The sequence below is a fragment of the Ekhidna algicida genome (assembly GCF_051379705.1).
GTDB lineage: Bacteria > Bacteroidota > Bacteroidia > Cytophagales > Cyclobacteriaceae > Ekhidna.
Genome location: NZ_CP179868.1, coordinates 810,669 through 834,693, shown reverse-complemented (window position 1 = coordinate 834,693; position 24,025 = coordinate 810,669). Strand labels below are relative to the sequence as shown.

Below are 24,025 nucleotides of genomic sequence, written 5' to 3'. Positions count from 1 at the left end.
AAATTGAAAAATATCAAATAAATGGGGTAATGCCTATTTTAATGAGATGGTAAGTGGTAAATTTTATGTGAGGATATTTAAGCCATTTTGTGATGTTATTGTTGCTATTGCACTAGCAATTGTTTGTCTACCATTATTTACGGTTTTGGCGCTCATCGTATTCCTTGATTTTAAAGGCTCTCCAGTATTTACACAAGTCAGAATCGGGCAAAATGAAAGGGCATTTAAGTTGTTTAAGTTCAGGACTATGCGAGTGGATGGGGACGAAAAAACCGTAAGTCGATTAGGTCGATTTCTCCGATCTACCTCTTTAGATGAACTGCCACAATTGATTAATGTAATTAGAACAGAGATGTCTTTCGTAGGGCCTAGGCCACTACTTCCAGAATATTTACCATACTATACTGTTGAAGAAAGAGGAAGGCACAATAGAAAGCCCGGTATTACAGGGTGGGCGCAGGTAAATGGAAGGAATACGATAGATTGGGGAATGCGAATGTCCATGGATGTTTATTATGTAAAGAAGATTTCTTTGTGGCTGGACTTGAAGATTCTAGTTGCAACGGCAATTTTGCTTTTGAAACGAGATCGGACTCCATATAAGCGAGAGAGGACAATTAAATTTTCAGAATACGCATCAAAAAGATGAGTACAAAATATATATATCTATCGCCACCTAATATTACCAAGACTGAATTGACTCAGGTTAGAAAAGTTATGGATAGTGGCTGGCTTGCACCTGTCGGCCCAGCTATTGATGAATTTGAAGAGAAACTACAAGATAAATTTCAAGGGAAAAGGGTATTGTCGCTCAATTCAGGTACCTCAGCACTGCATCTGGCTTTGATTTTAGCAGGTGTGGAAGATGGGGATGAAGTCTTAGTAAGCAGTTTTACGTTTGCTGCATGTGCAAATGTAGTATTATATGAGCGTGCCATTCCAGTATTTATAGATAGTGATAATCGAAGTTGGAATCTTGATCCTGAGATTTTGGAAAAATATTTATCAACAGCCCGCAAACTCCCAAAAGCACTAATAATTACGCATTTGTACGGAATGCCGGCAGATATTCAAAGGATTGTTTCGATTGCTCATGAGTATGGAGTAAAAGTAATAGAGGATGCTGCAGAGTCTCTTGGATCAGCGTATGAAGGAAAATCAGTCGGGGATTTTGGCGATTTTGGAATCCTTTCATTCAATGGAAATAAAATAATCACAACTAGTGGCGGAGGAGCGCTTATCTGTAATCAAAAAGAATGGGAGAGAGGTAAACATTTAGCAACCCAGGCCAATTCTGGAGTTTTCGGATATGATCATCAAGAAGCAGGGTATAATTACCGCATGAGCAATATTTTGGCGGGTATAGGCTTAGCTCAGCTGCCTAAGCTGGAATCTTTTATTGATAAGAAAAGAGCGATCTACCAGAGATACCAGGATCAACTGTCTCAATACTTTGATTTTCTGAATGAACCAGATGGTAGCTTCTCCAACCGTTGGCTCACAACTGTCCTAGTAAAAATGGATGGTGCATCAATGGATGATTTGATCAGTTTTCTGGACAAGTCTGGGATAGAATCACGGAGACTCTGGAAACCATTACACCTGCACAGTGCATACGATAGTTCGACTTTTGTCGGTACGGGTATTTGTGAAAAAATCTTTGAAAAAGGCATTTGTTTACCATCCGGTTCGGGACTGACCAATGATCAACAGCAGTATGTAATAGATCAATTAAAAAGCTGGTTTGCTCAATAAGCAGAAGGTTTCTTAACAATCGCGTTGTTTTTTCTGCTAAAAAGATCCGGAGGCAAGAAGATTTCAGCCTTTATGCTGATTTGAAGGAAGCTATCATTTGTGTCAGGATTGCCGCGAACAGCACCTGGTTGAATGAGGTCGTAAAATTCAGGATTCACTACTCCAACCTCCTCTTTGCGGTCGCTTAATAACTCAGAGGTTGCATTTGTGAATTCAGCAGCATAGGTGCTTGAAACATCATCCAGGTAATCAGTGAAAGTAAAATGATAGGATACTTCAAGATTGATGTTTAAAAACTCATTCGCTTTAAATTTGGCACCAATGCCAACTGGGATAGTTGTCACCCACTTCCTATATTCAGCGCCTTCAGTTTGAGCTTCTCTCAAAGAGTAAGTTTCACCGCCAAGATCAGCGGTGGGATTATATTTCATGTATCCGACTCCGGTGAAAATAAATGGATCAAAAAACCACCTTTTGTAATAGTCACCTTGGTATGGCTTTAGATAATAGATGGTATGTAATTGAAAATGAAGATTTCGGGAGTTGAAAGAAAGATTTCTTTGCCGTTGAAATGAGCTGTCAGCAGCATTTCGATCAGCTCCTGAAAGTGAAAAAATACCAGCATCTATTCGAGCTCCGACCCGATTCAATAGCCTTGCTTCGATTCCAATATTAAACTGAGAAAAATCATCGCTGATTGTGTTTTTACTATTTAGTTCTCCAAAATATGTGGAAGCCCCGGTGCCAATAGATACGGCAAAATACCGATCATTGAATTGCCATGATAGGAAATTTTGGGCAGTGGCAATTAAGCTAAAAAAGAAAAGAGATATTGTGAGGAGTTTTCTCATTAGGTTCAAAAATATTGCAGAAAAGTTTCCGACCATTATAGATCGGAAAACAATTTCTACAAATAATCACCCTAATCGTTTACTTTTTCGTGTAAACCATGCTTGTTCTGTTGCTACAAACACGCCTACTAAAATCAATGAGAAAATTAATGTCGTCATAACTAATTGTTATTCACTACAATATTACGGCTGCTGTGAAAGTCTGTAAGCTAGGGTATCATCCTAAATGTAGATAAGTAAAATGCTTAGTGTAGAAATTTTCAAAGAATGAGCATAAAAAAACCCTGAATTACTTCAGGGTTAATCTAGAGGCGCTAAGCGGATTCGAACCGCTGTAAAAGGTTTTGCAGACCTCTGCCTAGCCGCTCGGCCATAGCGCCAGTTTATTTTGTAAAAGTAGGAAAAACGAGCCACCCAGCATTGTAGGTGACTCGTTATTATAGAATTACTTTTCTTCTTTCTTAGCTTTTGCCTTAGTAGTCTTTTTAGCAGACTCTTTTCCAGCATCCTCCATCTTATTTTTCAAAGCAGAGAGTGCATCCAGATCACCAAGTGTTGACTTCTCAACTTCCTTGTTGATCTTATCCAAGGTATTTCCTTTCTTACCGCCGCTGCTTGACTTTTTAGGAGAAGCTGCTTTTGGTTGCTCAGCATCCTTGTCCCAAACAGAAGTATGAGAAAGAACAATTCGCTTATCATCTTTAGAGAATTCAAGAACTTTAAACTCTAAAGTCTCTCCTTCAGATGCAGTTGTTCCATCCTCTTTCTTCAAGTTCTTTGGAATAACCTGTCCCTCAAGACCGTACGGAAGCTCAACAGTTGCCGTTTTTTCAGAAACGTTAGTCACTGTACACTTGTGAGTAGATCCTTTGGTGAATACTGTTTCGAATGTATCCCAAGGATTTTCTTCCAAGTGCTTGTGGCTAAGTGCTAATCTTCTGTTCTCGATATCAAGCTCCATTACCTTCACCTCAAGCTCATCACTAACTTTCACAAACTCAGACGGGTGCTTGATTTTCTTAGTCCAAGACAAGTCAGAAACGTGTACTAAACCGTCTATTCCTTCTTCAAGTTCGATAAACAAACCGAAGTTGGTAAGGTTTCTAACAGTTCCTTTGTGCTCAGTTCCAATTGCGTAATTGGTAAGAACATCTTGTTTGGTCCATGGATCTTCTGTAAGCTGTTTGATGCCAACAGACATCTTTCTTTCATCACGATCGATTGTTAATACAACCGCTTCGATTTCGTCCCCAACGTTGATAAAGTCAGATGGATTTCTCAAGTGCTGAGACCATGACATTTCTGATACGTGGATTAGACCTTCAACTCCAGGGATGATTTCAAGGAATGCACCGTAATCAGCAACATTTACAATCTTACCTTTCACTTTAGATCCAACTTCGATACCCTTATCAAGCGAATCCCAAGGGTGATCGGTAAGTTGCTTCATACCTAGAGAGATACGCTGTTTGTTGTCGTCGAAATCCAACACAACCACATTGACCTTCTCGTCAAGAGAAAGTACTTCTTCAGGATGGTTGATTCTACCCCAGCTGATATCTGTAATGTGAAGGAGACCGTCAACACCTCCAAGATCGATGAATACACCGAAGTTGGTCATGTTCTTAATTACCCCTTCAAGTACTTGACCCTTCTCAAGGTTGTTCAGGATTTCTGCTTTTTGCTCTTCCAGATCTTTCTCAATCAGCACTTTGTGAGATACTACCACGTTATCGTTCGTGTAGTTGATCTTCACAACCTTCACCTCCATAGACTTGCCAACGAATACGTCGAAATCTCTAATAGGCTTTACGTCGATCTGCGATCCTGGAAGGAAGGCTTCTACTCCGTAAACATCTACGATCAAACCACCTTTGGTTCTTCGTTTCACGAAACCTTCGATTACTTCATCATTGTCAAGTGCGCCTTGGATAGATTCCCAAGCCTTAACAATTTTTGCTTTTCTTCTGGAAAGAACAAGTTGCCCGTTAGCGTTTTCTTGTTCTTCAATGTATACTTGAACTTCATCACCAGCTTTTAAGTCTGGCATATCTCTGAATTCTGAAAGAGATACCAACCCATCTGATTTGAAGCCAATGTTTACAATTACTTCCCTATCTGTAATACCTACTATGGTGCCGCTGATAAGTTCTTTTTCAGTGATTTCTGTAAGTGTATCCTCGTAAAGCTTCTCCATCGCTTGGCGATCTGCTTCAGTGTACTCATCATCGAAACCATCATCATCGAAATCGAATGAACCTGCTGGCTCAATTTCAGGCTCAGCTACTTTGGCTGGCTTCTTCTCTTCCTTTTTTTCTGCTTTCGCCTCTTTCTTTTCAGCTTTTGGCTCCTCAGTCTTGGCCTCAGCTTCTACTTTCTCTTCTTTCTTCTCAGCTTTGGGAGCAGCTTTTTTAGTTTCTGCCTTTGGAGCTTCTTTCTTCTCAGCCTTTTCTTTGGTTTCTTTTTTTGCAGTTGTTTTAGAAGCTTTTTTTTCTTCTTTCACTTCCGTGTCATCTGCCTTCTTAGTTGCTGCTTTTTTTGTTGTGGTCTTTTTAGCAGCGGGTGCTTTTGCTTTGGTTTCTTTTTCCTCAGCCTTAGCAGTTTCTTCTTTCTTTGCCATAATAAAAATTGACCCCTTTAAATACACTGTATCGGTTGGAGTCAGTACCGATCAGCATTTTTGTTAAACAACTTCTGACAGAAGTCAGAATGCCCCTTTTTGGAGCGGAGCGCAAATTTAGAGAATTTGATTAATAAAACCATTGTTGCTGTTAACTTTAACAGCGAAAGAAAAACCTAATTAATCAATCATATGAGATTTCTAAAAGCTATCCTGATCATTTCGATCATTTATTCATGCCAGCCAAGTGAGCCTGAAGTTGTTGCTGACACCATTTTCTACAATGGCCCTATCTATACCATGGACGATTCCAATCCTACAGTAGAGGCAGTAGCTATTAAAGCTGATACGTTTTTATTCGTGGGCACAAGGATCGGAGCTGAGGCTTTCAAAGGGGCAACAACTTCAGTTATAGACTTGGCAGGTAAAACCATGATACCAGGTCTTACAGAGGGACATGCTCATATAATGGGTGTTGGTTATAATTTACTGAATGTAGATTTGAGAGAAGCGAAAAGTTATCAGGAGGTTGTAGAAATGGTCGCCGAGCGTGCTGCCATTACACCAGAAGGTACTTGGATACTTGGGAGAGGATGGCACCAGGATAAGTGGACAGAAAAGCCTGAGATGACAAAGGGATTTCCAACGCATGATTTACTCAGCGAAGTTGTACCGAATCACCCGGTTTGGCTTAAACACGCAAGTGGCCATGCTGCCCTTGGAAATGCAAAAGCAATGGAAGTGGCAGGAATAAATAGTGATTCACCTCAACCCGATGGTGGTGAAATTTTCATGAGTATTAGCGGACAGCCGACCGGGATTTTCAATGAGACAGCTCAAGGCTTGATTACGCAGGCTATTCCGAGCCAAACGAAAGAGAGCGACGAACAGGCTCTTAAACTTGCATTGAAGCAGTGTTTTGAATATGGAATCACTGGTTTTCATCAAGCTGGATCCGGTATGAAAGATATCAGCTTATACAAGGAGTTTGCTGAGCGAGGAGATCTGAAGTTGCGATTGTATGTCATGCTTAACGGGAGAGATCAGGACCTGCTCAACACATATTTCCAAAATGGTATAGAAGAAGATTTATTTAATAATCAGCTTACTGTTAGATCTGTTAAGCTCTATGCAGATGGAGCGCTTGGTTCTCGAGGAGCATGGCTTTTAGAAGAGTATTCTGATGCACCAGGTGTGCATGGACATAATGTGATGCCGATGGAAGAAATTGAATCCATAACAGCGGATGCTTATAAGGCTGGATTTCAAGTTTGTGTACATGCCATAGGTGATCGTGCCAATCGTGAAGTATTGGATATTTATGAACGCACTTTTAGCCTCTATCCCGAAAGTGCCCCAAAAGAACCACGATTCCGAATTGAGCATGCGCAGCATTTCCATCCAGACGATATCCCACGATTTGCAGAGATGGGTGTAATTCCAGCCATGCAAGCTATTCACATGTCATCGGATCGTCCATGGGCGATCGATCGCCTAGGTAAGCAACGAATTGAGTGGGGAGCTTATATGTGGCAGACCTTGCTTCAGTCAGGAGCGCATATTGTCAATGGGACAGACGCACCTGTTGAGCCAATCACGCCACTGGCTAGCTTCTATGCTTCGGTGAGCCGCAGAACTTTAGCCGGCAATCCTGAAGGTGGATACGAGCCAGCTGAAAAGATGACTCGAGAGCAGGCACTCAAATCGTATACTTTAGATGCTGCCTACGCTGCTTTCCGTGAGGATAGAAAGGGAAGTATTGAAGCAGGAAAGTGGGCTGATCTGACTGTTTTTGATAAAGATATCATGACTATTCCCGAAGAAGAGATTCTTAATACAACGGTAGAAATGACAATTATAGCAGGTGAAATAGTTTATAAAAAGTAGGTATGTTGACCTTTTGTTAACCGTTTTTCTAAACTCCTTCTGCAGCTATCCGTGTGCTTATTTGGTTAAAAATTGAATAAGAATGCAAAATGATTTTATGATTAGATGTGAGGATGGTAAGAACATTGTCGCCACACATTTCGGACTTGAAGGCCTGCCGGCAGTGATTGTAGCGCCAGCAGTTGGCGCGGCAAGGGGTTATTATTCGAAGTTTGCTCAATCACTTGTAGAGCAAGGTTTTCAGGTTGTCACCTTTGATTACCGCGGCATTGGTGAATCTAAGGTTGAAAAGAAAGATATAGATACCACCTTATCAAGTTGGGGGGAGCAGGACCTATCCGCAGTAATTGATTGGCTTTGTAAGCATGAGGAAGATCCTAATATTTCCCTTATAGGACACAGCATAGCAGGTCAACTTTTTCCGCTGGCCAAAAATAAATCATATGTTAGAGCGGCTTATTTTGTAGCGAGCCAGACCGCATCCAGTATTTATTGGTCAGGCGCTCAAAAACTGACCGTTGATTTACTTTGGAATTTAATCTTGCCGATTACCACCTCAATCACAGGAAAGCTACCAAGTTGGGCCTATGGAGGAAAACATGACCTGCCAAAATATGTAGCCACAGAGTGGGCAACTTGGGGGAAACATCAAAATGGGGTTTTACAAGATTGTCCTAAAAGAGCAAGAGCCTACAAAGAAGTTGATATTCCGTTGAGATTTATAAGTATTGATGACGATCAGCTTCTTGCTCCTAAGAGAGCAGTAGAGCGACTTTATGATCAATATGGAAGTATAAATAAGGATCACCAACATTGGTTTCCAGGGGATTTTGATAAAAAGTCAATCGGTCACTTTGGATTTTTCAGGTCGGCAAATAAGGAGATGTGGCAAGACGTACACCTTTGGCTAAAGAGACATATATAGCAATTTTTAAAATTCTGATTTAGAAAAAAACTAAGATTCATTTTCTGTTGAGTAAGTAATTGTTGAGGTATTTTCGTGTTTAACAAATCGAAATACTGTGATCGTACAACAAAACGTTTCGCTAAAACCTTATAATACTTTTGGGCTTGATGAAAACGCTGGCTACCTGGCTATCGTAGATTCTATTGAAGATCTGGATGAAATCTATCAGACGGGCAGGTTTCGATCACAGAAGAAGATGATTTTGGGAGGAGGCTCTAATGTTTTGTTTACTCGCGGATTCACAGGAATTGTTGCAAAAAATGAAATCCGTGGAATTCAAGTGCAAAATGAAACAGAAGAAGATGTACTTGTTTCAGTGGGAGCTGGAGAGAATTGGCATCAATTTGTTCTTTGGTGCGTTGAAAAGGGATATGGTGGTATTGAAAATTTATCATTGATTCCGGGTACGGTCGGTGCCGCTCCGATGCAAAATATTGGTGCGTACGGTGTAGAACTAAAAGAAGTATTTCATTCATTAGAAGCCTATGAGATAAAGAGCGGGAAAACCATTTCTTTTTTTAAAGAAGACTGCAAGTTTGACTATAGGTTTAGCATTTTCAAAGGTGAGTTGAGGGATGAATTTGTCATTACAAAAGTCTTTTTCAATTTATCCAAAAAACCCTCTTTCAAGATTTCCTATGGAGCCATCAAAGAAACACTGGAGCAAATGGACGTAGGTGAGCTCACACTAAAAAATGTTAGTCAGGCGGTAATCAATATCCGACAATCCAAGCTACCAGATCCTATAGAGATTGGAAATGCTGGAAGCTTCTTCAAGAATCCTATCATCGAAAAATTACACTTTGAGGCTCTAGAGGCCCAATTTGAAGATATAAAATGTTACCCAGTGGATGATGATCGTGTGAAGTTACCCGCAGGCTGGTTGATTGAAAATGCAGGTTGGAAGGGATTTCGGGATGGTGAGATTGGTGTCCATGACAAGCAAGCATTAGTCTTGGTCAATTATGGTAACGGGAGAGGTAAGGATATTTTCAAACTTTCCAATGAAATAAAGAAATCCATCCAGGGAAAGTTTGGTATTGAGCTGGAAAGGGAAGTGAATATTATTTGATAGTATTTTCGTAGGATGATTCAGGAGCCCATCTACATTTTAACTATCCTATTTCTTCTTATTTTTCTAAGTGAGTGGCTTTGTAAACACACCTTTCTGAGACACATAAGCAGCTCATTGCTTGTTATTATTCTTGGCGCCTTTGCTGCCAATTTTGGCTTCATTCCCTCAGCCTCAGATTCGAGTCCTGTCTATGACTCAATTTTTAAGTATGTGGCACCAGCGAGTATTTTCTTTCTTCTTTTGGGTGTAAACCTAAAGCAACTAAAGAAGGCTGGAGTTCCAATGCTAATGGCTTTTTTGCTTGGCTCAGTCGGTACGATGCTGGGAGTGGCAGTAGCCCTCCAGGCAATTAACTATGAAGCAGTTTTTGGATCTCAGTTTGCACCAATTGCAGGAATGATGACGGGAACTTATACGGGCGGAAGTGCAAATTTCAATGCGGTTGCGCTACACTATGAGGTTTTCAAGGAAGGTGCCGTTTTCACAGGTGTGGTGGTATCAGATAATATCATAACAGCTATCTGGATGATTGTAACGTTAAGCATTCCGGTATTTATGCAGAAGTTCCGACCGCATCCGGTAGTGCTTTCAGATCAAAGTCACGCGGATGAAATGAATCGTGAGCGAGAAGAAGTGGAACCGAAAGAACTCGCTCTGATGTTAGGCTTGGCTACTGTTGTGATATTTATTTCTGATTTAATCGCTGAAGTCACCAATGAGCTTGGTTGGGGTGTTCCCTCGGTGTTGATATTAACTACGGTAGCATTAGTACTTGCGCAATCTAAACAAGTACAAAAATGGCCTGGTGCTAAACTTCTAGGAATGTTTTCGGTTTACCTGTTTTTAGTGGTCGTTGGAGCTTTTTGTGAAATAGGAGCATTGGTAGATGTTGGTGCTCATGCGTTTGATATATTGCTATTCACATCATTGATTGTATTGATTCATGGTGCTTTTCTGATCCTCATTTCTCTAATTTTCAAAACTGATTGGTCAATTGTGGCTATCGCATCTCAGGCCAATATTGGTGGGGCCAGTACGGCACTAGCTTTGGCCAAAAGTTTTAAAAGAAATGATCTTATTCTTCCAGCAATTTTAGCCGGGTCTTTGGGTTCTGGATTAGGCACCTATTTGGGCTTCATGGTCGCCGGATTTTTGGGTATGTGAATAATTCTTATACAACTCGAGGATGAATTGATTTCCTTGACCTCTTTCGGATTTAATTGAAAGTGAACCTCCGATTTTTTTTAGCGTATCTACACACAATGCCAATCCAAGTTCCGTTTCTTCAAAATTACCCGTGATAGACGAACTGAACTTATTTCTCAAAATTTCCTCTATTGTTTCACGTTTAAGTCCATTGCTTGAATCTTTCGCAATGATTTCAAAATGATATTTATAATCGATTACTAATATCTGAATGCTTCCATTGTTTGAGGTATAAATCAAACATGCGTTTAGGATATTTTTTATGACCATCGTTAAGTGACTAGGGTCAGATTGTATATTCAACTCACCTGACATTTCGACATTTAGGATGATGTTTTTTTGAAGAGCTAGCTTTTCAAGAAGAGCAGATTCTGTTTCAATCAGGCGATTAATTGACACATTTTGAATGTCGACTTCAAACCCTTCTAATTGTGACTTGGCCCATGCGAGTACAGTTTCCATCAGGGCATTTATTCTTACAACTTTTTCTTTGATCTTTTTTCTGTGCTCAACTAGCTCTTGTTCAGGAAGCTCTTCTTCTAACTGTAGAAGTCCGGTAAGCATATGTAAAGGGTTTCTAAGATCATGAGAAACCATTGAGAATAGTTTGTTTTTTGTCCGGTTGTTTTTCTCCAGGCGGCTTTTCTGAACCTCAATTTGATTTATAAATAATTTTTGGTCTTGGCAAACTTTCAAGAATGCATTCATGTAAGAGTTAATGAAGTAATAGATAGACATGAAAACCACCAGGTAGATGGTTGAAGAAATGTAAAACATATCGTCGAGGGAAATTCCTCGAGCGTAGTACTCATAAAATCGTATTGAGAAGAAAGATGCTACCGTAATAACGTAGAATAGAAATTTCAATTCTTTATCAAAAATGATAACAAATATGGCGGCCAGAATGAGAAAGAGATTCTCAGTATTGACGTATGCGCCAGTTGAGACATTGTAGATACAAGCAGCAATAATCAGAGGCAGTTGAATGAGGCAGAAGTAATTACGAGCCAAAGAATATCGCCGATATTTTTGCAATAGAATGGTTGCTACAAATACGAAAGACATAAAAAATACAATAATGATTAGCTGAGGATATCGCTGCAGTATCAGATTAGAGGTACTCAGAAGGATCGAGATCATTATTGCAAACCCTGATATCTTATTGAGAATATTGGCCTTATGTAAATCATAAAATGAAATAGCATCATCCTTAATTTCCAAGAAATTATTTATTAGTCCAATCATGGTAGTTCTTCTAGTTTAATGGAAGTTGGATGATGAATTTGCTGCCGTAGTTTTTCTTAGATTTTATGAACAGCTGACCTCCAATTTTGCCAAGTGTTTCTGTACATAATATCAAGCCAAGTCCTGAGCCTGATTCACCCTGAGTACCTGAGGTCGATGATACAAACTGTTGACTTTGAATACTGTCGATCATTTCTTGATCCATACCTATTCCAGTATCTTTAATAATGATATTCACACAGTCTTTTTTTTCTTTTGCCCAAATGCAAATCTGTCCTTTGGTAGGTGTGAATTTTATGCTATTGTTCACTATGTTTCGTACGACTAATGAGACATGATCAGGGTCAGAATATACTTGAATGTTATGTGGTATGTCAGCTAATAAGTCAATTCCTTTTATATCAGCTTGTTCTTTATAAACCTCCATTTCTGCCGAAAATAGTTGACTTAGCTCTGTATGTTGAAGATTGATACTAAATCCCTCGAGTTGTGATCTTGCCCAAGTCAGTACGTTTTCAATTAGAGAATTAATGCTTTCAACACTCTCCCTAACTTGCTTCCTATAGGTTTTCAATTCATCTTCCGGAATCAATCCTTCCATTTGCAGAAGCCCTGAAAGCATATGTAATGGTCTTTTAAGGTCATGAGCTACTATCGAGAAAAGTTTATTCTTAGTTTCGTTTGTTTTTTCAAGCTCATCTTTTTGGTCCTCGAGTTGTCTTATAAGCTCTAGCTGATGAAAATAGATTTTATGAAATGCGTCCTTGTATGAACCTACAAAGAAATAAATGGCTAAAAAGACTGATAGGTAGATCATCGAGTTGGAGTAGAAATCTCTATCAAGCGCCAGGCCATTTTCTATAAAACTGTAGGCATGCATGACAAAAAACGCTATTACATTCGCTATATAGGTGATTGTCCTTTGCGTCTTTTCGTATAAAATAACAACAGTAGGAGCTAGCGTTAGAAACACATTCTCAGTTTGTAAAAAGTCTCCACTTTGAATATTGTAAATACAAATTCCAAACATCATGGCAAGCATGACCGATGTGAAATAGACTCGAGCGAACGAATAATACCCATGTTTCTGGAGAAGTATGACTGGTAAAAATATTATACAGATAAGGCTTAGGTCTATGATAAGCTGAGGATAGCGATGAAGGATAGCATTAATGATGGCCAGCAATAAAGCCAGGACAGAAAAATAGGAACAAATGACATTTAGCTGATTGACCTTTTTTTGATCATAAAGAGATAGACTGTCATCTGTGATTGTTAGTACTTTATTGATCAATTGCATTGCCGTCTTTAATAATTCGGCAAGTTCTAAATGATTGAATGATATCTTATCACTTGATAAGTGTACTTAAAGTGTACAAGGAGTTGAGGGTAAAAAAAACCGAACCTTTCGGTTCGGCTTTGGTCTAGGTTAGTGATCAGACATTACTTGTCCATTTGAACAGATGTTTCCATCGGATCACGGTTTTTCACATGTTCTTCCAGCCATTGATCTTGCTCCCAAAGTACATGCATGATGCTTTCCTTTGCCCTGTATCCATGACTTTCTTTTGGAAGCATCACCAAGCGTGCAGGACCTCCGAGACCTTTGAGAGCGTTAAAGTAGCGCTCGCTCTGCATCGGATAAGTACCGGAGTTGTTGTCAGCCTCTCCATGGATAAGCAGAAGTGGAGTCTTCATCTTATCAGCATGCATGAATGGTGACATAGTGTAATATACTTCTGGCGCATCCCAGTAAGATCGCTCTTCGCGCTGGAAGCCGAATGGAGTGAGCGTACGGTTGTATGCACCACTTCGGGCGATTCCTGCAGCAAATAGATTAGAATGACTAAGTAGGTTTGCTACCATGAATGCGCCATAGGAATGACCTCCTACTGCAACTCTATTTCTATCAATATAGCCAAGTTCGTCTACTGCGTCTATGCCTGCTTTCCCGTTTGCTACAAGCTGTTTTCTGAAGGAATCATTAGGTTGCTCATCTCCCTCACCGATGATCGGAAAGGCTGCATCATCCAATACGACATAACCTCTGGTGACCCAGTAAACTGGTGATCCATAATATGGATAAACAAACTCATTCGGGTTGGTCGTATTTTGGCCAGCACTTGCTTTGTCTTTGTATTCCACAGGGTAGGCCCACATGATCATCGGCATCTTCTCTTTCTTCTCCTTGTCGTATCCCAATGGTAGATAGAGCGTGCCAGTCAACTCTACACCATCGTCACGTTTGTAGGTGATTACCTCTTTCTCAACATCCATCATCGCTTTGAATGGATTCTCAAATTGAGTGATCGGCTTCAAAGCCACCTTCTTTTTGATATTTCGCAGGTAGTAATTTGGATACTCTGTGGGCGACTCGAGTCTAACAAGTATTTCACCCTTACTCATGTCAATGGCATAAACCAGATCTTCGACCTTGTCGGTGTACGCAGACTGATACAATCGACTAGTCTTCCCACTCTCCAAATTGATTTGGTCTACAAACGGAAATTGGCCTTCATCAGAAAATCCGTCTCCCATTAGAAAAGCATTCCCTTTATCAACAGACAATACATACTGGTTCAGCTTATTTTTGGTAGTCACAAAATTTCCAGGGTCACTATATGCGTCCTGATAATTTCGATCGTAAATAATTCGAGCTTCCTGTGAATTTTTAGATGGATTGAAGACATATGTTTTAGTATTCCGATTGTCGAACCAGTAATCGTATGCGATAGCCACCTCATCATTGCCCCAGGTAATACCGGAAAAGCGATTCTTCATTTTCATCATCGAGCGAGGCTCACCTGAGAAAGGTGCCACAAGCTCAAAGGCTTCATCATGGAATTCTACCTCGGCAGCAGGATCACCACCATCTAGTGCCTGGGCCCAAACCACACTTGCAGGCTTATCCCCACGCCAGCTAAAGCCTCTAGGCTTATCTGTGGTAGACATAAACCCTTTAGGTCTTACCTCATCAACTCCAATGTCCAGAAGCATCTTCACTTGCTTGCCGTTCTTATCGAAGATGGCTGTTTCAGAAGCAAACCTGTAGTAAGGTACGAGGTAGGAAAATGGCCGTTTTACTTTCGTTATTAGTATATAGTTGCCGTCTGGTGAAAAATCCAACCCTCGATACATTCCAGTGTCCATCCATTTAGTGCAATTACCATCCAGTGTCACTTTGTATATCTCAGAACGAGCGAGCTGCTCAAAATTTTTCTCATCAACCGGATTTTTTAATAAGTCCTGATAGGTCCTGTTCTGAGCTTTTGCTCCCGTACTTTCCGTAACTGTGGGACCTGTTGGAACAGCCGTTTGTGCATTAATCAATGGCTTGCGATCTGATGGGAGCATTTTTACCAACATACTTTTGCTGTCTGCACCCCAAACCATGGGCCATCCAAGATTAGCATTGGCGCCTGCATTGGTGAGTTTTTTTGCCGTTCCGCTGGTAACATCCAGCATCCAGATTTCTACACCGGTAGCTGTCGTGTGTGTAAAAGCCATCATGCTTTCATCTGGGGACCAGCCGAAATAAGCCAGTCTTGGGTTTTCTGGAAGACCAGTCACTTGCTTTGCATCCTGATCAAAAGCTTTTTTCACCTTCACATTATTATAGAAGGTGGTTCGGCTTCCTATATTGGTTACAGGATTGATTCTAAGGCCTCCAAGTCTGAGCTCTTCTTCTGATAGTTCTGCAATGGTCTTATAGGCATTGCGATATAGTAGTACTACATTCTCTCCATTATTGTCAATTCTAACTCGAGGTGCAAGTGGGGCATCAACTAGATCTTTTATTTCTTTGGGTGGCTCTTGATAACCTAATCCACCTTGGGCAAAAACACCAAGTGAAAGAAGTAGCAAGAGTGCATAGTTCATCATTTTTTTCATAGTCCAAGCTGTTTAAATTGATTTAGACCTTGAATTTAAAAAAATATGAAGTGGATTTGACGACCGCTTGTGTAAGAGTGAGATGAAACGTTCTCTTAGCGAATAGGCATAATTTCAGATTTTCTTCAAAATGAGCAACTATGTTTGAGCAATGAAATTGCTAATAGTAGAGGATCAGGATGAATTAGCATCTAGTGTGCGCAATTATTTTTCGAAACAGGGAGACATCTGTGAGGTTGCCAGCAGCTTTTCCAAAGCAACTGATAAATTGTATGCTTTTTCCTATGATGTTCTGCTACTGGATTTAATGCTGCCTGACGGTGATGGCTTATCATTATTGAAGGTGGTGAAAGAAAACTGGCCTGAAATGGGCGTTGTGATTATCTCAGCTAGAAATGCGCTAACAGATAAGTTAAATGGCCTTGAAATGGGTGCTGATGACTATTTACCTAAACCGTTTCATTTAGCTGAGCTTAACGCACGTGCAAACGCGGTTTATCGGCGCCGAAAACTCGAAGGTAAACGGACGATTGGTTTCAAGGAAATTGAACTTAATCTGGATAAGCAAGAAGCCACGGTTCATGGCACCATGCTTGATTTGACTAGAAAAGAATATGAGTTGCTTCACTATTTTGTAGTGAACCAAAATAGACTTTTGACGAAGCAAGCTATAGCTGAGCACCTTTGGGGTGATTATATGGATACTATGGATTCATTCGACTTTGTTTATCAACATATAAAGAACCTTCGAAAAAAAATAAGCAACGCCGGTGGAAATGACTATCTAAAAACAGTGTATGGCGCAGGATACAAAATGAAAGACGAGTTATGAATCTAATTGTTCGAATAACGATACTATTTGTTTTGGTATCGCTGGTTGTGTTCTTGCTCGGCGGAGTTATCAGCTATAATATTATGATGGATGAGGTGAATAGTGAACAAGAGAGATTCTTGTCCGAGCGTCTCGATAGAATGCAACTGAGATTGGCGAGAAGGCCACCGCAGGATACCTTAAAGTGGACCAAAATGATGGTTGTTCCTCTTGATGATTATCAGGAAGAGCAGCAATCTTTTTCAGATACATTGGTCATGCATAGCCAACTTGAGCGATTGGAGTCGCATCTACGTCTGGATGCAATTCGAAACATCAATGGCAAAAGCTACAAGATAAGTCTCTATGATATTATTATTGAAGCTGATGACATTAGAGAAGGGTTGACAGAGTCTTTGGTTACCATGTACCTCATTTTGTTAGCCGCAGTATTGATCATTGGATTTCTGGCATCTTACTATGTTCTTCGACCATTCAATGATACGCTGGCAGCAATTAGAAGCTTCTCCCTAACTCAGCCAGAGCAGAAGATTAGATTTCCGGATTCCAAAGTAGTTGAATTTAGGCGACTGAATAACTTTCTGATAGATATGACCAATAAGGTAAAGTTAGATTATCAGTCACTCAAGGAATTTTCGGAGAATGCTTCACACGAAATCCAGACTCCGATTGCGATCGTTCAAAGTAAGCTTGAGGTGCTTATGGACGGAGACAACTTAAACGAAGAGCAAATTCAGCAACTTAGTTTTATTCAGAGTACTATTATGAGACTGAGTCACTTAGGCAATGCGCTTTCGCTCATAACTAAGATTGACAACCGGGAATTTGTAGATGAAGCGACCATAGACCTTTCGGCAACCTTGCAGCAAATGTTGGAGGAATTCAAAGAGCTAATCGAACTAAAAGGAATCAACAAAGTGGATGAACTAGAGAAGGGTGTATCAGTGCAGGCAGATCGTGTTCTCATAGAGCTTCTTTTGACCAACTTGATTAACAATGCAATTAGACATAATTGGGAAGGTGGTGAACTTCAAATTTCCCTCAAGTCAGATCAGTTAAAGATCAGCAATACCGGACCTCAATTACAGATTCCACCAGATGAACTATTTCGAAGATTTAAGAAATCAAACCAAAGTGCAAAATCTATGGGTTTGGGCCTGGCAATTGTTAAGAAAATTTGTGATTTCTACGGTTATGAATTGAATTATGAAAATGAGGATGAATTGCATACCATTCAAATACTGTTTTGACCGTAGATAGAAACATTTAGCAAACTTCAGATTTGCTTCAAATTTCACTCAAACATACTTCAGATATCAGTGTTAGCCTTGTATTATGAAAAATACGATTCATTTGTTATTGATCAGCGCAATGCTATTCACTGTTTTTACTGGTGTTGCGCAAGCTCCTAAAGACCAGGCAGCAGCACCTTATGCTATCAAAGGAAAGTTGCAGATAGATGGCACAGATCAACCGCTGGAATTTGCCACGGTCAGTGTATTTAACCAAGCTGACTCTTCACTTGTAACAGGTGGCCTGACTGATCTGAATGGTATTTTCAATATCCCGATAAAGCCTGGTCAATACTACCTAAGAGTACAGTTTATGGGATTTCAGGATATTACCTTATCAGATATTTCAATCTCAAAGCAGAACAAAGTTTATGACGCAGGTGTCATTGGTATCAAGGAAGATGAAAAACTATTGAACGAGGTAGTGGTTCAGGCTGAGCGAACGCAAATGGAGCTCACCTTAGATAAAAAGGTTTACAATATTGGGAAAGACTTAAGTAACCTGGGTGGCAGTGCATCAGATCTTTTGGCTAACCTTCCATCTGTTGAGGTGGATGTAGATGGTAACGTATCGCTGAGAGGAAGTGAAAATGTGCAAATACTCATTGATGGAAAACCATCAGGACTAATTGGACTTTCCGGAACAGGCGGTCTTCAACAATTGCAAGGTAACTTGATTGAGAGCGTTGAAATAGTAACAAATCCATCTGCTAGATATGACGCAGAAGGAGGTGCTGGAATCATCAATATTATTCTAAAAAAAGATCGAGCTAAAGGCTTTAATGGTAGTTTCCAAGTTCAAGGAGGCTTCCCAGCCAACAATGGAGCAAGTGTAAATGTAAATTACCGAACAGGTTGGATCAATTGGTTTGTAAATTATGGAGTGACCGCAAGAACCTCTCCGGGCCAGGGATTTACCAATAACTCATTCAACAATCCAGAAAGAGATACTGTTTACTTCATCAACCAAGACAATGATCGCGAAAGGAAGAGTATATCTCAAAACATACGCTTTGGTTCAGACATTTACTTCTCTGAGAAAAACGTACTCACATTATCTGCATCTTACAGAAACTCAGATAGTGATAACACCACACAGACAGGATATGATTTCTTTGACCGCAACCGAGTACAATTTTCCGATCGATTCAGAGTAGATAACGAGGACGAAGATGACGTGAATTGGCAATATGAGTTGAACTACAATCGCGAGTTCAAAAGGAAAGGACAGAAATTGACTTTTACGCTGCAGCAGCAGGATAGTGAGGAGACCGAAAAATCATTATTTGATGATGTGACCAACTTTTCAGATGGAACTGTTTTTGATCTGGCACAGCGTGCGAGAAACGATAATGGAGAGGAGCGTCAGCTGATGCAATTGGATTATATACATCCATTTAGCAAGGCAGCCAAATTGGAATTGGGAACCCGATACAATGGAAGAACAATTTTCAATAACTATATCGTTGAATCCGATAGCTCAGCTTCCGGGTTAGAGCAAAATTTCGAGGAGGTTGTTGCCCTTACCAATAACTTCTCTTTCGAGGAGCGAATATTCGCCGCTTACGCTATTCTGAGCAACAAGTATGAAAAACTATCCTGGCAAATAGGACTGAGAGCTGAAAATACAAACTTGGACACACAGTTGATTCCGAGAAATCAACAAGAAGCCTCAAGTGATGAATATGAACCAAATAATCAAAGCTATTTTAGTTTATTCCCGAGTGCGAATCTGACTTATAAGTACAGCAAGATATCTTCGATTCAATTGAGTTACAGCAGAAGAATTACACGTCCGAGGTTTAGAAATCTGAATCCATTCATTACTTACAGCAATCCACTAAGCCTCTTTGCCGGAAATCCGGATCTGCAACCGCAGTTTACCGATTCTTATGAATTAGGAATTTTGCAAAATAGAAAATCCGCAAGTATCTACGTTGGTCTTTATTATAGGTATACAACGGACGTAGTTCAACGAATTCAGCGAACAATCGATGAAGGTGTAACAGAAAGACTTCCAGTGAATCTGGGTGTACAAGATGATATTGGAGTCGAAGCAAACATCAATTATGATTTAAATCAAAAGATCAGGTTTAATAGCAACATTAATTTCTTTAATTCGCAGACTGATGGAGGAGAGTCGTTCTCAGCCGAAGCAACTACAGTTTCAACCAGGATGGGTGCTTTCTACAGAAATAGAAAACTCTTTAACGCACAGCTTTCGTGGTTTTATCGAGCACCACAAAACAGACCTCAGGGCACCAGTAAGTCGATCCAGAGTTTAGATGTAGGATTGTCCAAAGACGTTCTGAAAAACAATGGAACAATTTCTTTTAATGTAAGAGACTTATTCAATACACAAAAATACAGGGGAGAAACAATCACTGAGACGTTCACTACAGAATCTGAGTTTCAATGGAGAAGAGGACCCACAGCAGTTTTATCTTTTACATATCGCTTGAATCAAAATAAGCAGAGAACTGGTAGAGGATCGCAAGGCTCATATGATGATGATGGAGGCGGAGAATTTTAGAAGACTAACTTTCTAAGGTTGGTGATAGCCCTCCCAAGCTGATAAGCAGGAGGGTTTTTTATTCATATTGGATCCTGTACTTGGCCAGTTCTTTACTTTCTTTCGCTTTATAAGTGAGGTTAAGTGTAGGGTTATTTCTTATCCACATAATTGAGAGGCTGGCAAAGTTTGGTTCATAAATTTTACCTTTTACTATAAATTGGTTCTGTTCCCCATCCACCCCGGCAGGACTTGTTAAACTGCTGGATGTAAGTTCATATAGCGGATAGCCATATCCTGGAACATCCATTTTAGAAACTTCTGAAAGGTGACGATCACCGGAGAGAAGAATCAAAGGAGCGTTTGTATTGGCAATCACGTCCAGTAATTTCTTTCTTGATTTAGGGAAGTTTGCCCATTTTTCCCATCGATGCTGATAAGGAATTACCTGTATACCGGAGGCTACAATGAATAAATCAATATCAGCTTCGGCAAGTTGATTTTCAAACCATTGCCATTGCTGATCACCTAAAATATCGCCATCCTCATTTATCAACGCAGCTTTGTCTCGGGTGCCCGGATTTAGCCATTTTAATGAATCTCTAAAGTAGCGGGTATCAAGCAAGATGATTTTCACATTGCCCTGATTGCTTTTGTAAGTATAAGATTGATGAGCTCCCTGTCGCTTTTGTGCTGGATGATTTTTGTCGACATCTAAAAAGTCAAATAGTTGGTTTTTGCTCCCCTCTTTTGCAGGAAACTCCTTTCCGCCATCGTTCACACCATAGTCATGATCATCCCATATGCCGATCACGTCAGTCTTCCGTAGCAATTTTTGATAATCAGGATGCGACTTTTGAAGATCATACTTTTCTTTCATCTTCTCCATATCCTCTGTGTCTCCGTAGATATTGTCACCAAGCCAAATCCATAAATCAGGATTCGTAGACGAAACTTCAGACCAAAGTTGCTTTTCGGGTAGATCCTGAACGCTACAAGAACCAAAAGCAATTCTGGTAATTTCTTTATTTGAAGTAATGTCTGCATTCTGAGCAAAAAGCAGAACAGGAAGGAGGGTGAGCAAGGCCAAAATCGTCTTCATAAAGTGAAAGCTAATGGACATTTAAGAAAGAATTATAATAATAACTGTTATCAAAATGAGTATTTTTTGTTTGCTTAAGAGAATACCTGTAGCCACCAATGATTTTAAATCATAGAGATGACATTATAGACGGCATCATGCGCCTCACCTTTGAGGAGGATTCCTTTAGTTGTAAGCCATTTGTAGACAGTGAAGAGCGTCTACTCACCATTGCATGGAACAAAGGCCCTGATCAGCAAGTGATTGTTGATGAAGAAGAACTTATCTTAAAGTCAAACCATGTGATCATCTTTAGCCTCAGCCAGTCATTTCAATTTGATAAACCAAAAGACATCATAGCCTTACAGTTTAATCGAGACTTCTATTGCATCCTTGATCATGATCATGAAGTTTCATGCGCAGGACTGCTATTCTATGGTAAGCGGGAAAACCCGATCATCTGTTTGAGCGGCGAGCAACAAAGAAAACATGAATTATTGTTTCAGGTATTTCTGGATGAGTTTAATGAGCAAGACGATAATCTAAAGACCGAAATGTTAAGGATCATCTTGAAGCGATTGATTGTGAAACTAACAAGAACCTATAAGTCGCAGGAAAATCTAGATGCCATTGATGAAACAGATATGGATTTAATCAGGCGGTTTAATGTGCTGGTGGAGCAACATTTTAAAGAGCATCATCAAGTACAGGATTATGCAGACCTTATACATAAGTCCTCAAAGACCATCTCCAACTTATTTTCCAAGTATAGTGATAAGTCTCCCTTGCAAACGATCCATGAACGCATTCTTATGGAAGCGAAACGACTCCTCATCTATACCGATAAAACGACCAAGGAAATTGCTTATGAATTGGGGTTTCAGGATATCCCCGGATTCAGTCGTTTTTTCAAGAAAAACACCACGATCGCGCCTTCCAAATACCGTGAAGAGCAGCGAAATCGACTGAATGGGAAAAATTGACAACCCTTAGGGAAGAATAGACACTACCCACAGGTACATGTCTCGCGTTCTTTGAACCATAACAATTTAGAAAACACAAAAACTAATAATTATGGAAACAATCAAAGTGCCAACTCGCGAAGAAGTATCTGAAAATAATCAGGCGATCTTCGACAATCTGGAAGCCAACTTAGGGTTCGTGCCCAACCTTTATGCAACGATTGCTTACAGCGATACTGCGCTTGGAGATTATCTCGCTTTTCAAAACAGAAAGACTTCATTAAAAGCCAAGGAGCGTGAAGTGATCAACCTTGTGGTGAGTCAGGTAAACGAATGTGCGTACTGTCTTGCAGCACACACAGCCTTGGGAAAAATGAATGGGTTTTCAGATGATCAAATTCTTGAGATCCGTTCAGGTGGAGCAAGTTTCGACGCTAAAATCGATGCACTTGCGAACTTTGTAAAAGACATCACGATTAATCGAAGTAAGCCAAGTGCTGAAGCGCTGGAAGGACTATTAAATGCCGGATATACCAAAGAAAGTCTGATAGACATCAATGTTGTGATCGGAGATAAAATTGTGAGCAATTTCATTCATGGAGCTACCCAAATCCCTGTGGATTTTCCGGCAGCTCCTGAACTTGAAGCAGTAGCAGCTTAAGACATTTATTATTCCTTTAGCATGAAAAGAATATTATTAGTTGCATTGACGGTGTTAGGTAGCCTGGCACTAAATGCACAAGAAGCGACAAAAGTAAATCTGGTACAAACACCGGGAGAATTTCAGCAAAAAGAGCTGAAGCTGGAGGCAGGTAAATCGTACTATTTTGAAGTTGAAAATAGTGGCGTAGATCGATTGGTGGGTTTTGTGGTTGCCCCGAAAGGCAAAACAGATAAGCAGTATCACATACAGGATGCTTACTTGTACAAGACCATAGCTGACGGAGAGTCATCAAGATCTAATGAGGTGATTTTGGAAAAAGGAGAATACGTGTATTTCTGTCCTTTGAATCCGACACCACAATACATTTTAATAGTAGAGTAGATGATAGTAGGGTCGGTACAGCCGGCCCTTTTTTTATCCCTTTTAAACCCTAATCACATGTTGAACTTATTTAATTTCTATGGTTTGGACTGGCTGGCGATGACCCTAAGTGTAATGGCAGTGTGGATGCTGGGAAACAAAAACAAAAATGGATTCATCATATTCATTGTAGCTAATCTGATGTGGATCGCCATCTCAGCGACCTTGATCCACGGCTATGGTGTGATCCTGGGCAATGCTTTCTTTGTGGTTTCTAATACAAGAGGCTATATGAGATGGGTAGACCGGATGTATTAGACTAGCTCACTTACATTGTCTAGAGAACCCTCATACTTTTCTGCCTCCACTCCAAATTTTCTCAAAAAATCAACACCTTCATCGCTCGGAATGCCTTTGTATTCGGCGTATGATTTCAAGTAAATCACTTTCTTAATTTTCATGGTGTAGATGATCCGAGCACAGGCAATACACGGAGATAAGGTGACATAAAGTGTTGCACCTTCTACATCCGTTTTATTCTTTACCGCATAGAGAATGGCATTTTGCTCAGCGTGAAGTGCTAGCGAGCAGCTGCCTTTCGAATCTCTGGGACAACCATCTTTAGGCCATTCCAAATCACAATTGTGCGTTCCGGATGGTGGCCCATTGTATCCAATCGAGATGATGCGTGTATCTTTGGTTAATACCGCACCTACATGTCTTTTTATGCAATGCGAACGCTTGGCAAGGTTCACAGCCAGCTCCATAAATATATCGTCAAACTCCGGTCGCTCCATAGTGCGAAATTAACCACCTCGCATGGAA

Annotated in this window: 20 protein-coding genes and 1 tRNA gene; 13 read left to right on the top strand and 8 right to left on the bottom strand. The window is 40.2% G+C overall.

From position 1 onward, the window contains the following. Positions 1–67 precede the first annotated feature (67 nt). On the top strand, positions 68–649 hold the full coding sequence (locus ACL8WY_RS03545) for a sugar transferase (protein WP_436517042.1): 582 nt from the start codon (positions 68–70) through the stop codon (positions 647–649). Continuing rightward, positions 646–1,755, top strand: a complete 1,110-nt coding sequence (locus ACL8WY_RS03540) for a DegT/DnrJ/EryC1/StrS family aminotransferase (RefSeq protein WP_436517041.1) — start codon at positions 646–648, stop codon at positions 1,753–1,755. The genes ACL8WY_RS03545 and ACL8WY_RS03540 overlap by 4 nt, the downstream gene beginning before the upstream one ends. Here the strand turns inward: ACL8WY_RS03540 and ACL8WY_RS03535 are convergent. The 3 genes from ACL8WY_RS03535 to rpsA all read right to left on the bottom strand — a co-directional run bounded on the left by ACL8WY_RS03535 (position 1,749) and on the right by rpsA (position 5,226). Continuing rightward, on the bottom strand, positions 1,749–2,606 hold the full coding sequence (locus ACL8WY_RS03535) for a DUF6089 family protein (protein ID WP_436517040.1): 858 nt from the start codon (positions 2,604–2,606) through the stop codon (positions 1,749–1,751). The genes ACL8WY_RS03540 and ACL8WY_RS03535 overlap by 7 nt on opposite strands. A 309-nt stretch (positions 2,607–2,915) precedes the next feature. Next, positions 2,916–2,986, bottom strand: a tRNA-Cys gene (locus ACL8WY_RS03530). A gap of 65 nt (positions 2,987–3,051) precedes the next feature. Further along, positions 3,052–5,226, bottom strand: a complete 2,175-nt coding sequence (gene rpsA / locus ACL8WY_RS03525; protein ID WP_436517039.1) for a 30S ribosomal protein S1 — start codon at positions 5,224–5,226, stop codon at positions 3,052–3,054. A gap of 192 nt (positions 5,227–5,418) precedes the next feature. Between rpsA and ACL8WY_RS03520 the strand changes: the two genes are divergently transcribed. The 4 genes from ACL8WY_RS03520 (at position 5,419) to ACL8WY_RS03505 (ending at position 10,319) form a co-directional block, all read left to right on the top strand. Continuing rightward, the gene (locus ACL8WY_RS03520) at positions 5,419–7,113 is read left to right on the top strand and encodes an amidohydrolase (protein ID WP_436517038.1); all 1,695 of its coding nucleotides are present in this window, start codon (positions 5,419–5,421) and stop codon (positions 7,111–7,113) included. A gap of 82 nt (positions 7,114–7,195) precedes the next feature. Continuing rightward, positions 7,196–8,038, top strand: a complete 843-nt coding sequence (locus ACL8WY_RS03515; protein ID WP_436517037.1) for an alpha/beta hydrolase family protein — start codon at positions 7,196–7,198, stop codon at positions 8,036–8,038. Between the two features lie 97 nt (positions 8,039–8,135). Continuing rightward, positions 8,136–9,152 carry a UDP-N-acetylmuramate dehydrogenase gene (gene murB, locus ACL8WY_RS03510; RefSeq protein WP_436517036.1) on the top strand — a complete coding sequence of 339 codons (1,017 nt, stop codon included), beginning with the start codon at positions 8,136–8,138 and terminating at the stop codon, positions 9,150–9,152. 15 nt (positions 9,153–9,167) lie between these two features. Further along, the gene (locus ACL8WY_RS03505; RefSeq protein WP_436517035.1) at positions 9,168–10,319 is read left to right on the top strand and encodes a DUF819 family protein; all 1,152 of its coding nucleotides are present in this window, start codon (positions 9,168–9,170) and stop codon (positions 10,317–10,319) included. Here the strand turns inward: ACL8WY_RS03505 and ACL8WY_RS03500 are convergent. The 3 genes from ACL8WY_RS03500 to ACL8WY_RS03490 all read right to left on the bottom strand — a co-directional run bounded on the left by ACL8WY_RS03500 (position 10,272) and on the right by ACL8WY_RS03490 (position 15,497). Then, entirely contained in the window at positions 10,272–11,606 is a 1,335-nt protein-coding gene (locus tag ACL8WY_RS03500; RefSeq protein WP_436517034.1) for a sensor histidine kinase, read from the bottom strand. The genes ACL8WY_RS03505 and ACL8WY_RS03500 overlap by 48 nt on opposite strands. A gap of 10 nt (positions 11,607–11,616) precedes the next feature. Continuing rightward, positions 11,617–12,906: a sensor histidine kinase gene (locus ACL8WY_RS03495; RefSeq protein ID WP_436517033.1), complete on the bottom strand. Its 1,290-nt coding sequence runs from the start codon at positions 12,904–12,906 to the stop codon at positions 11,617–11,619. A 143-nt stretch (positions 12,907–13,049) separates the two neighbouring features. Next, a complete protein-coding gene (locus tag ACL8WY_RS03490) occupies positions 13,050–15,497 on the bottom strand; it encodes a prolyl oligopeptidase family serine peptidase (RefSeq protein ID WP_436517032.1) in 2,448 nt (815 codons plus the stop codon). 151 nt (positions 15,498–15,648) lie between these two features. Here ACL8WY_RS03490 and ACL8WY_RS03485 point away from each other — a divergent pair, with 151 nt between their 5' ends. From ACL8WY_RS03485 to ACL8WY_RS03475, 3 genes are all read left to right on the top strand, one after another. Next, a complete protein-coding gene (locus ACL8WY_RS03485; protein ID WP_436517031.1) occupies positions 15,649–16,329 on the top strand; it encodes a response regulator transcription factor in 681 nt (226 codons plus the stop codon). Continuing rightward, positions 16,326–17,579 carry a sensor histidine kinase gene (locus tag ACL8WY_RS03480; protein ID WP_436517030.1) on the top strand — a complete coding sequence of 418 codons (1,254 nt, stop codon included), beginning with the start codon at positions 16,326–16,328 and terminating at the stop codon, positions 17,577–17,579. Before ACL8WY_RS03485 ends, ACL8WY_RS03480 begins: the two co-directional genes overlap by 4 nt. Positions 17,580–17,664: 85 nt before the next feature. Further along, positions 17,665–20,154, top strand: a complete 2,490-nt coding sequence (locus tag ACL8WY_RS03475) for a TonB-dependent receptor domain-containing protein (RefSeq protein WP_436517029.1) — start codon at positions 17,665–17,667, stop codon at positions 20,152–20,154. A gap of 58 nt (positions 20,155–20,212) precedes the next feature. On the opposite strand, the gene ACL8WY_RS03470 is transcribed toward ACL8WY_RS03475, so the two are convergent. Next, a complete protein-coding gene (locus tag ACL8WY_RS03470; RefSeq protein WP_436517028.1) occupies positions 20,213–21,235 on the bottom strand; it encodes an alkaline phosphatase D family protein in 1,023 nt (340 codons plus the stop codon). A 98-nt stretch (positions 21,236–21,333) separates the two neighbouring features. Here ACL8WY_RS03470 and ACL8WY_RS03465 point away from each other — a divergent pair, with 98 nt between their 5' ends. From ACL8WY_RS03465 to ACL8WY_RS03450, 4 genes are all read left to right on the top strand, one after another. Then, complete coding sequence (locus ACL8WY_RS03465) at positions 21,334–22,197, top strand: helix-turn-helix domain-containing protein (protein ID WP_436517027.1); 864 nt, start codon at positions 21,334–21,336, stop codon at positions 22,195–22,197. A gap of 91 nt (positions 22,198–22,288) precedes the next feature. Further along, a complete protein-coding gene (locus ACL8WY_RS03460; protein ID WP_436517026.1) occupies positions 22,289–22,837 on the top strand; it encodes a carboxymuconolactone decarboxylase family protein in 549 nt (182 codons plus the stop codon). 21 nt (positions 22,838–22,858) lie between these two features. After that, a complete protein-coding gene (locus tag ACL8WY_RS03455) occupies positions 22,859–23,221 on the top strand; it encodes a cupredoxin domain-containing protein (RefSeq protein WP_436517025.1) in 363 nt (120 codons plus the stop codon). A gap of 57 nt (positions 23,222–23,278) precedes the next feature. Next, the gene (locus tag ACL8WY_RS03450; protein ID WP_436517024.1) at positions 23,279–23,518 is read left to right on the top strand and encodes a hypothetical protein; all 240 of its coding nucleotides are present in this window, start codon (positions 23,279–23,281) and stop codon (positions 23,516–23,518) included. Here ACL8WY_RS03450 and ACL8WY_RS03445 read toward each other — a convergent pair. After that, complete coding sequence (locus ACL8WY_RS03445; RefSeq protein WP_436517023.1) at positions 23,515–23,997, bottom strand: deoxycytidylate deaminase; 483 nt, start codon at positions 23,995–23,997, stop codon at positions 23,515–23,517. The genes ACL8WY_RS03450 and ACL8WY_RS03445 overlap by 4 nt on opposite strands. Positions 23,998–24,025 lie beyond the last annotated feature (28 nt).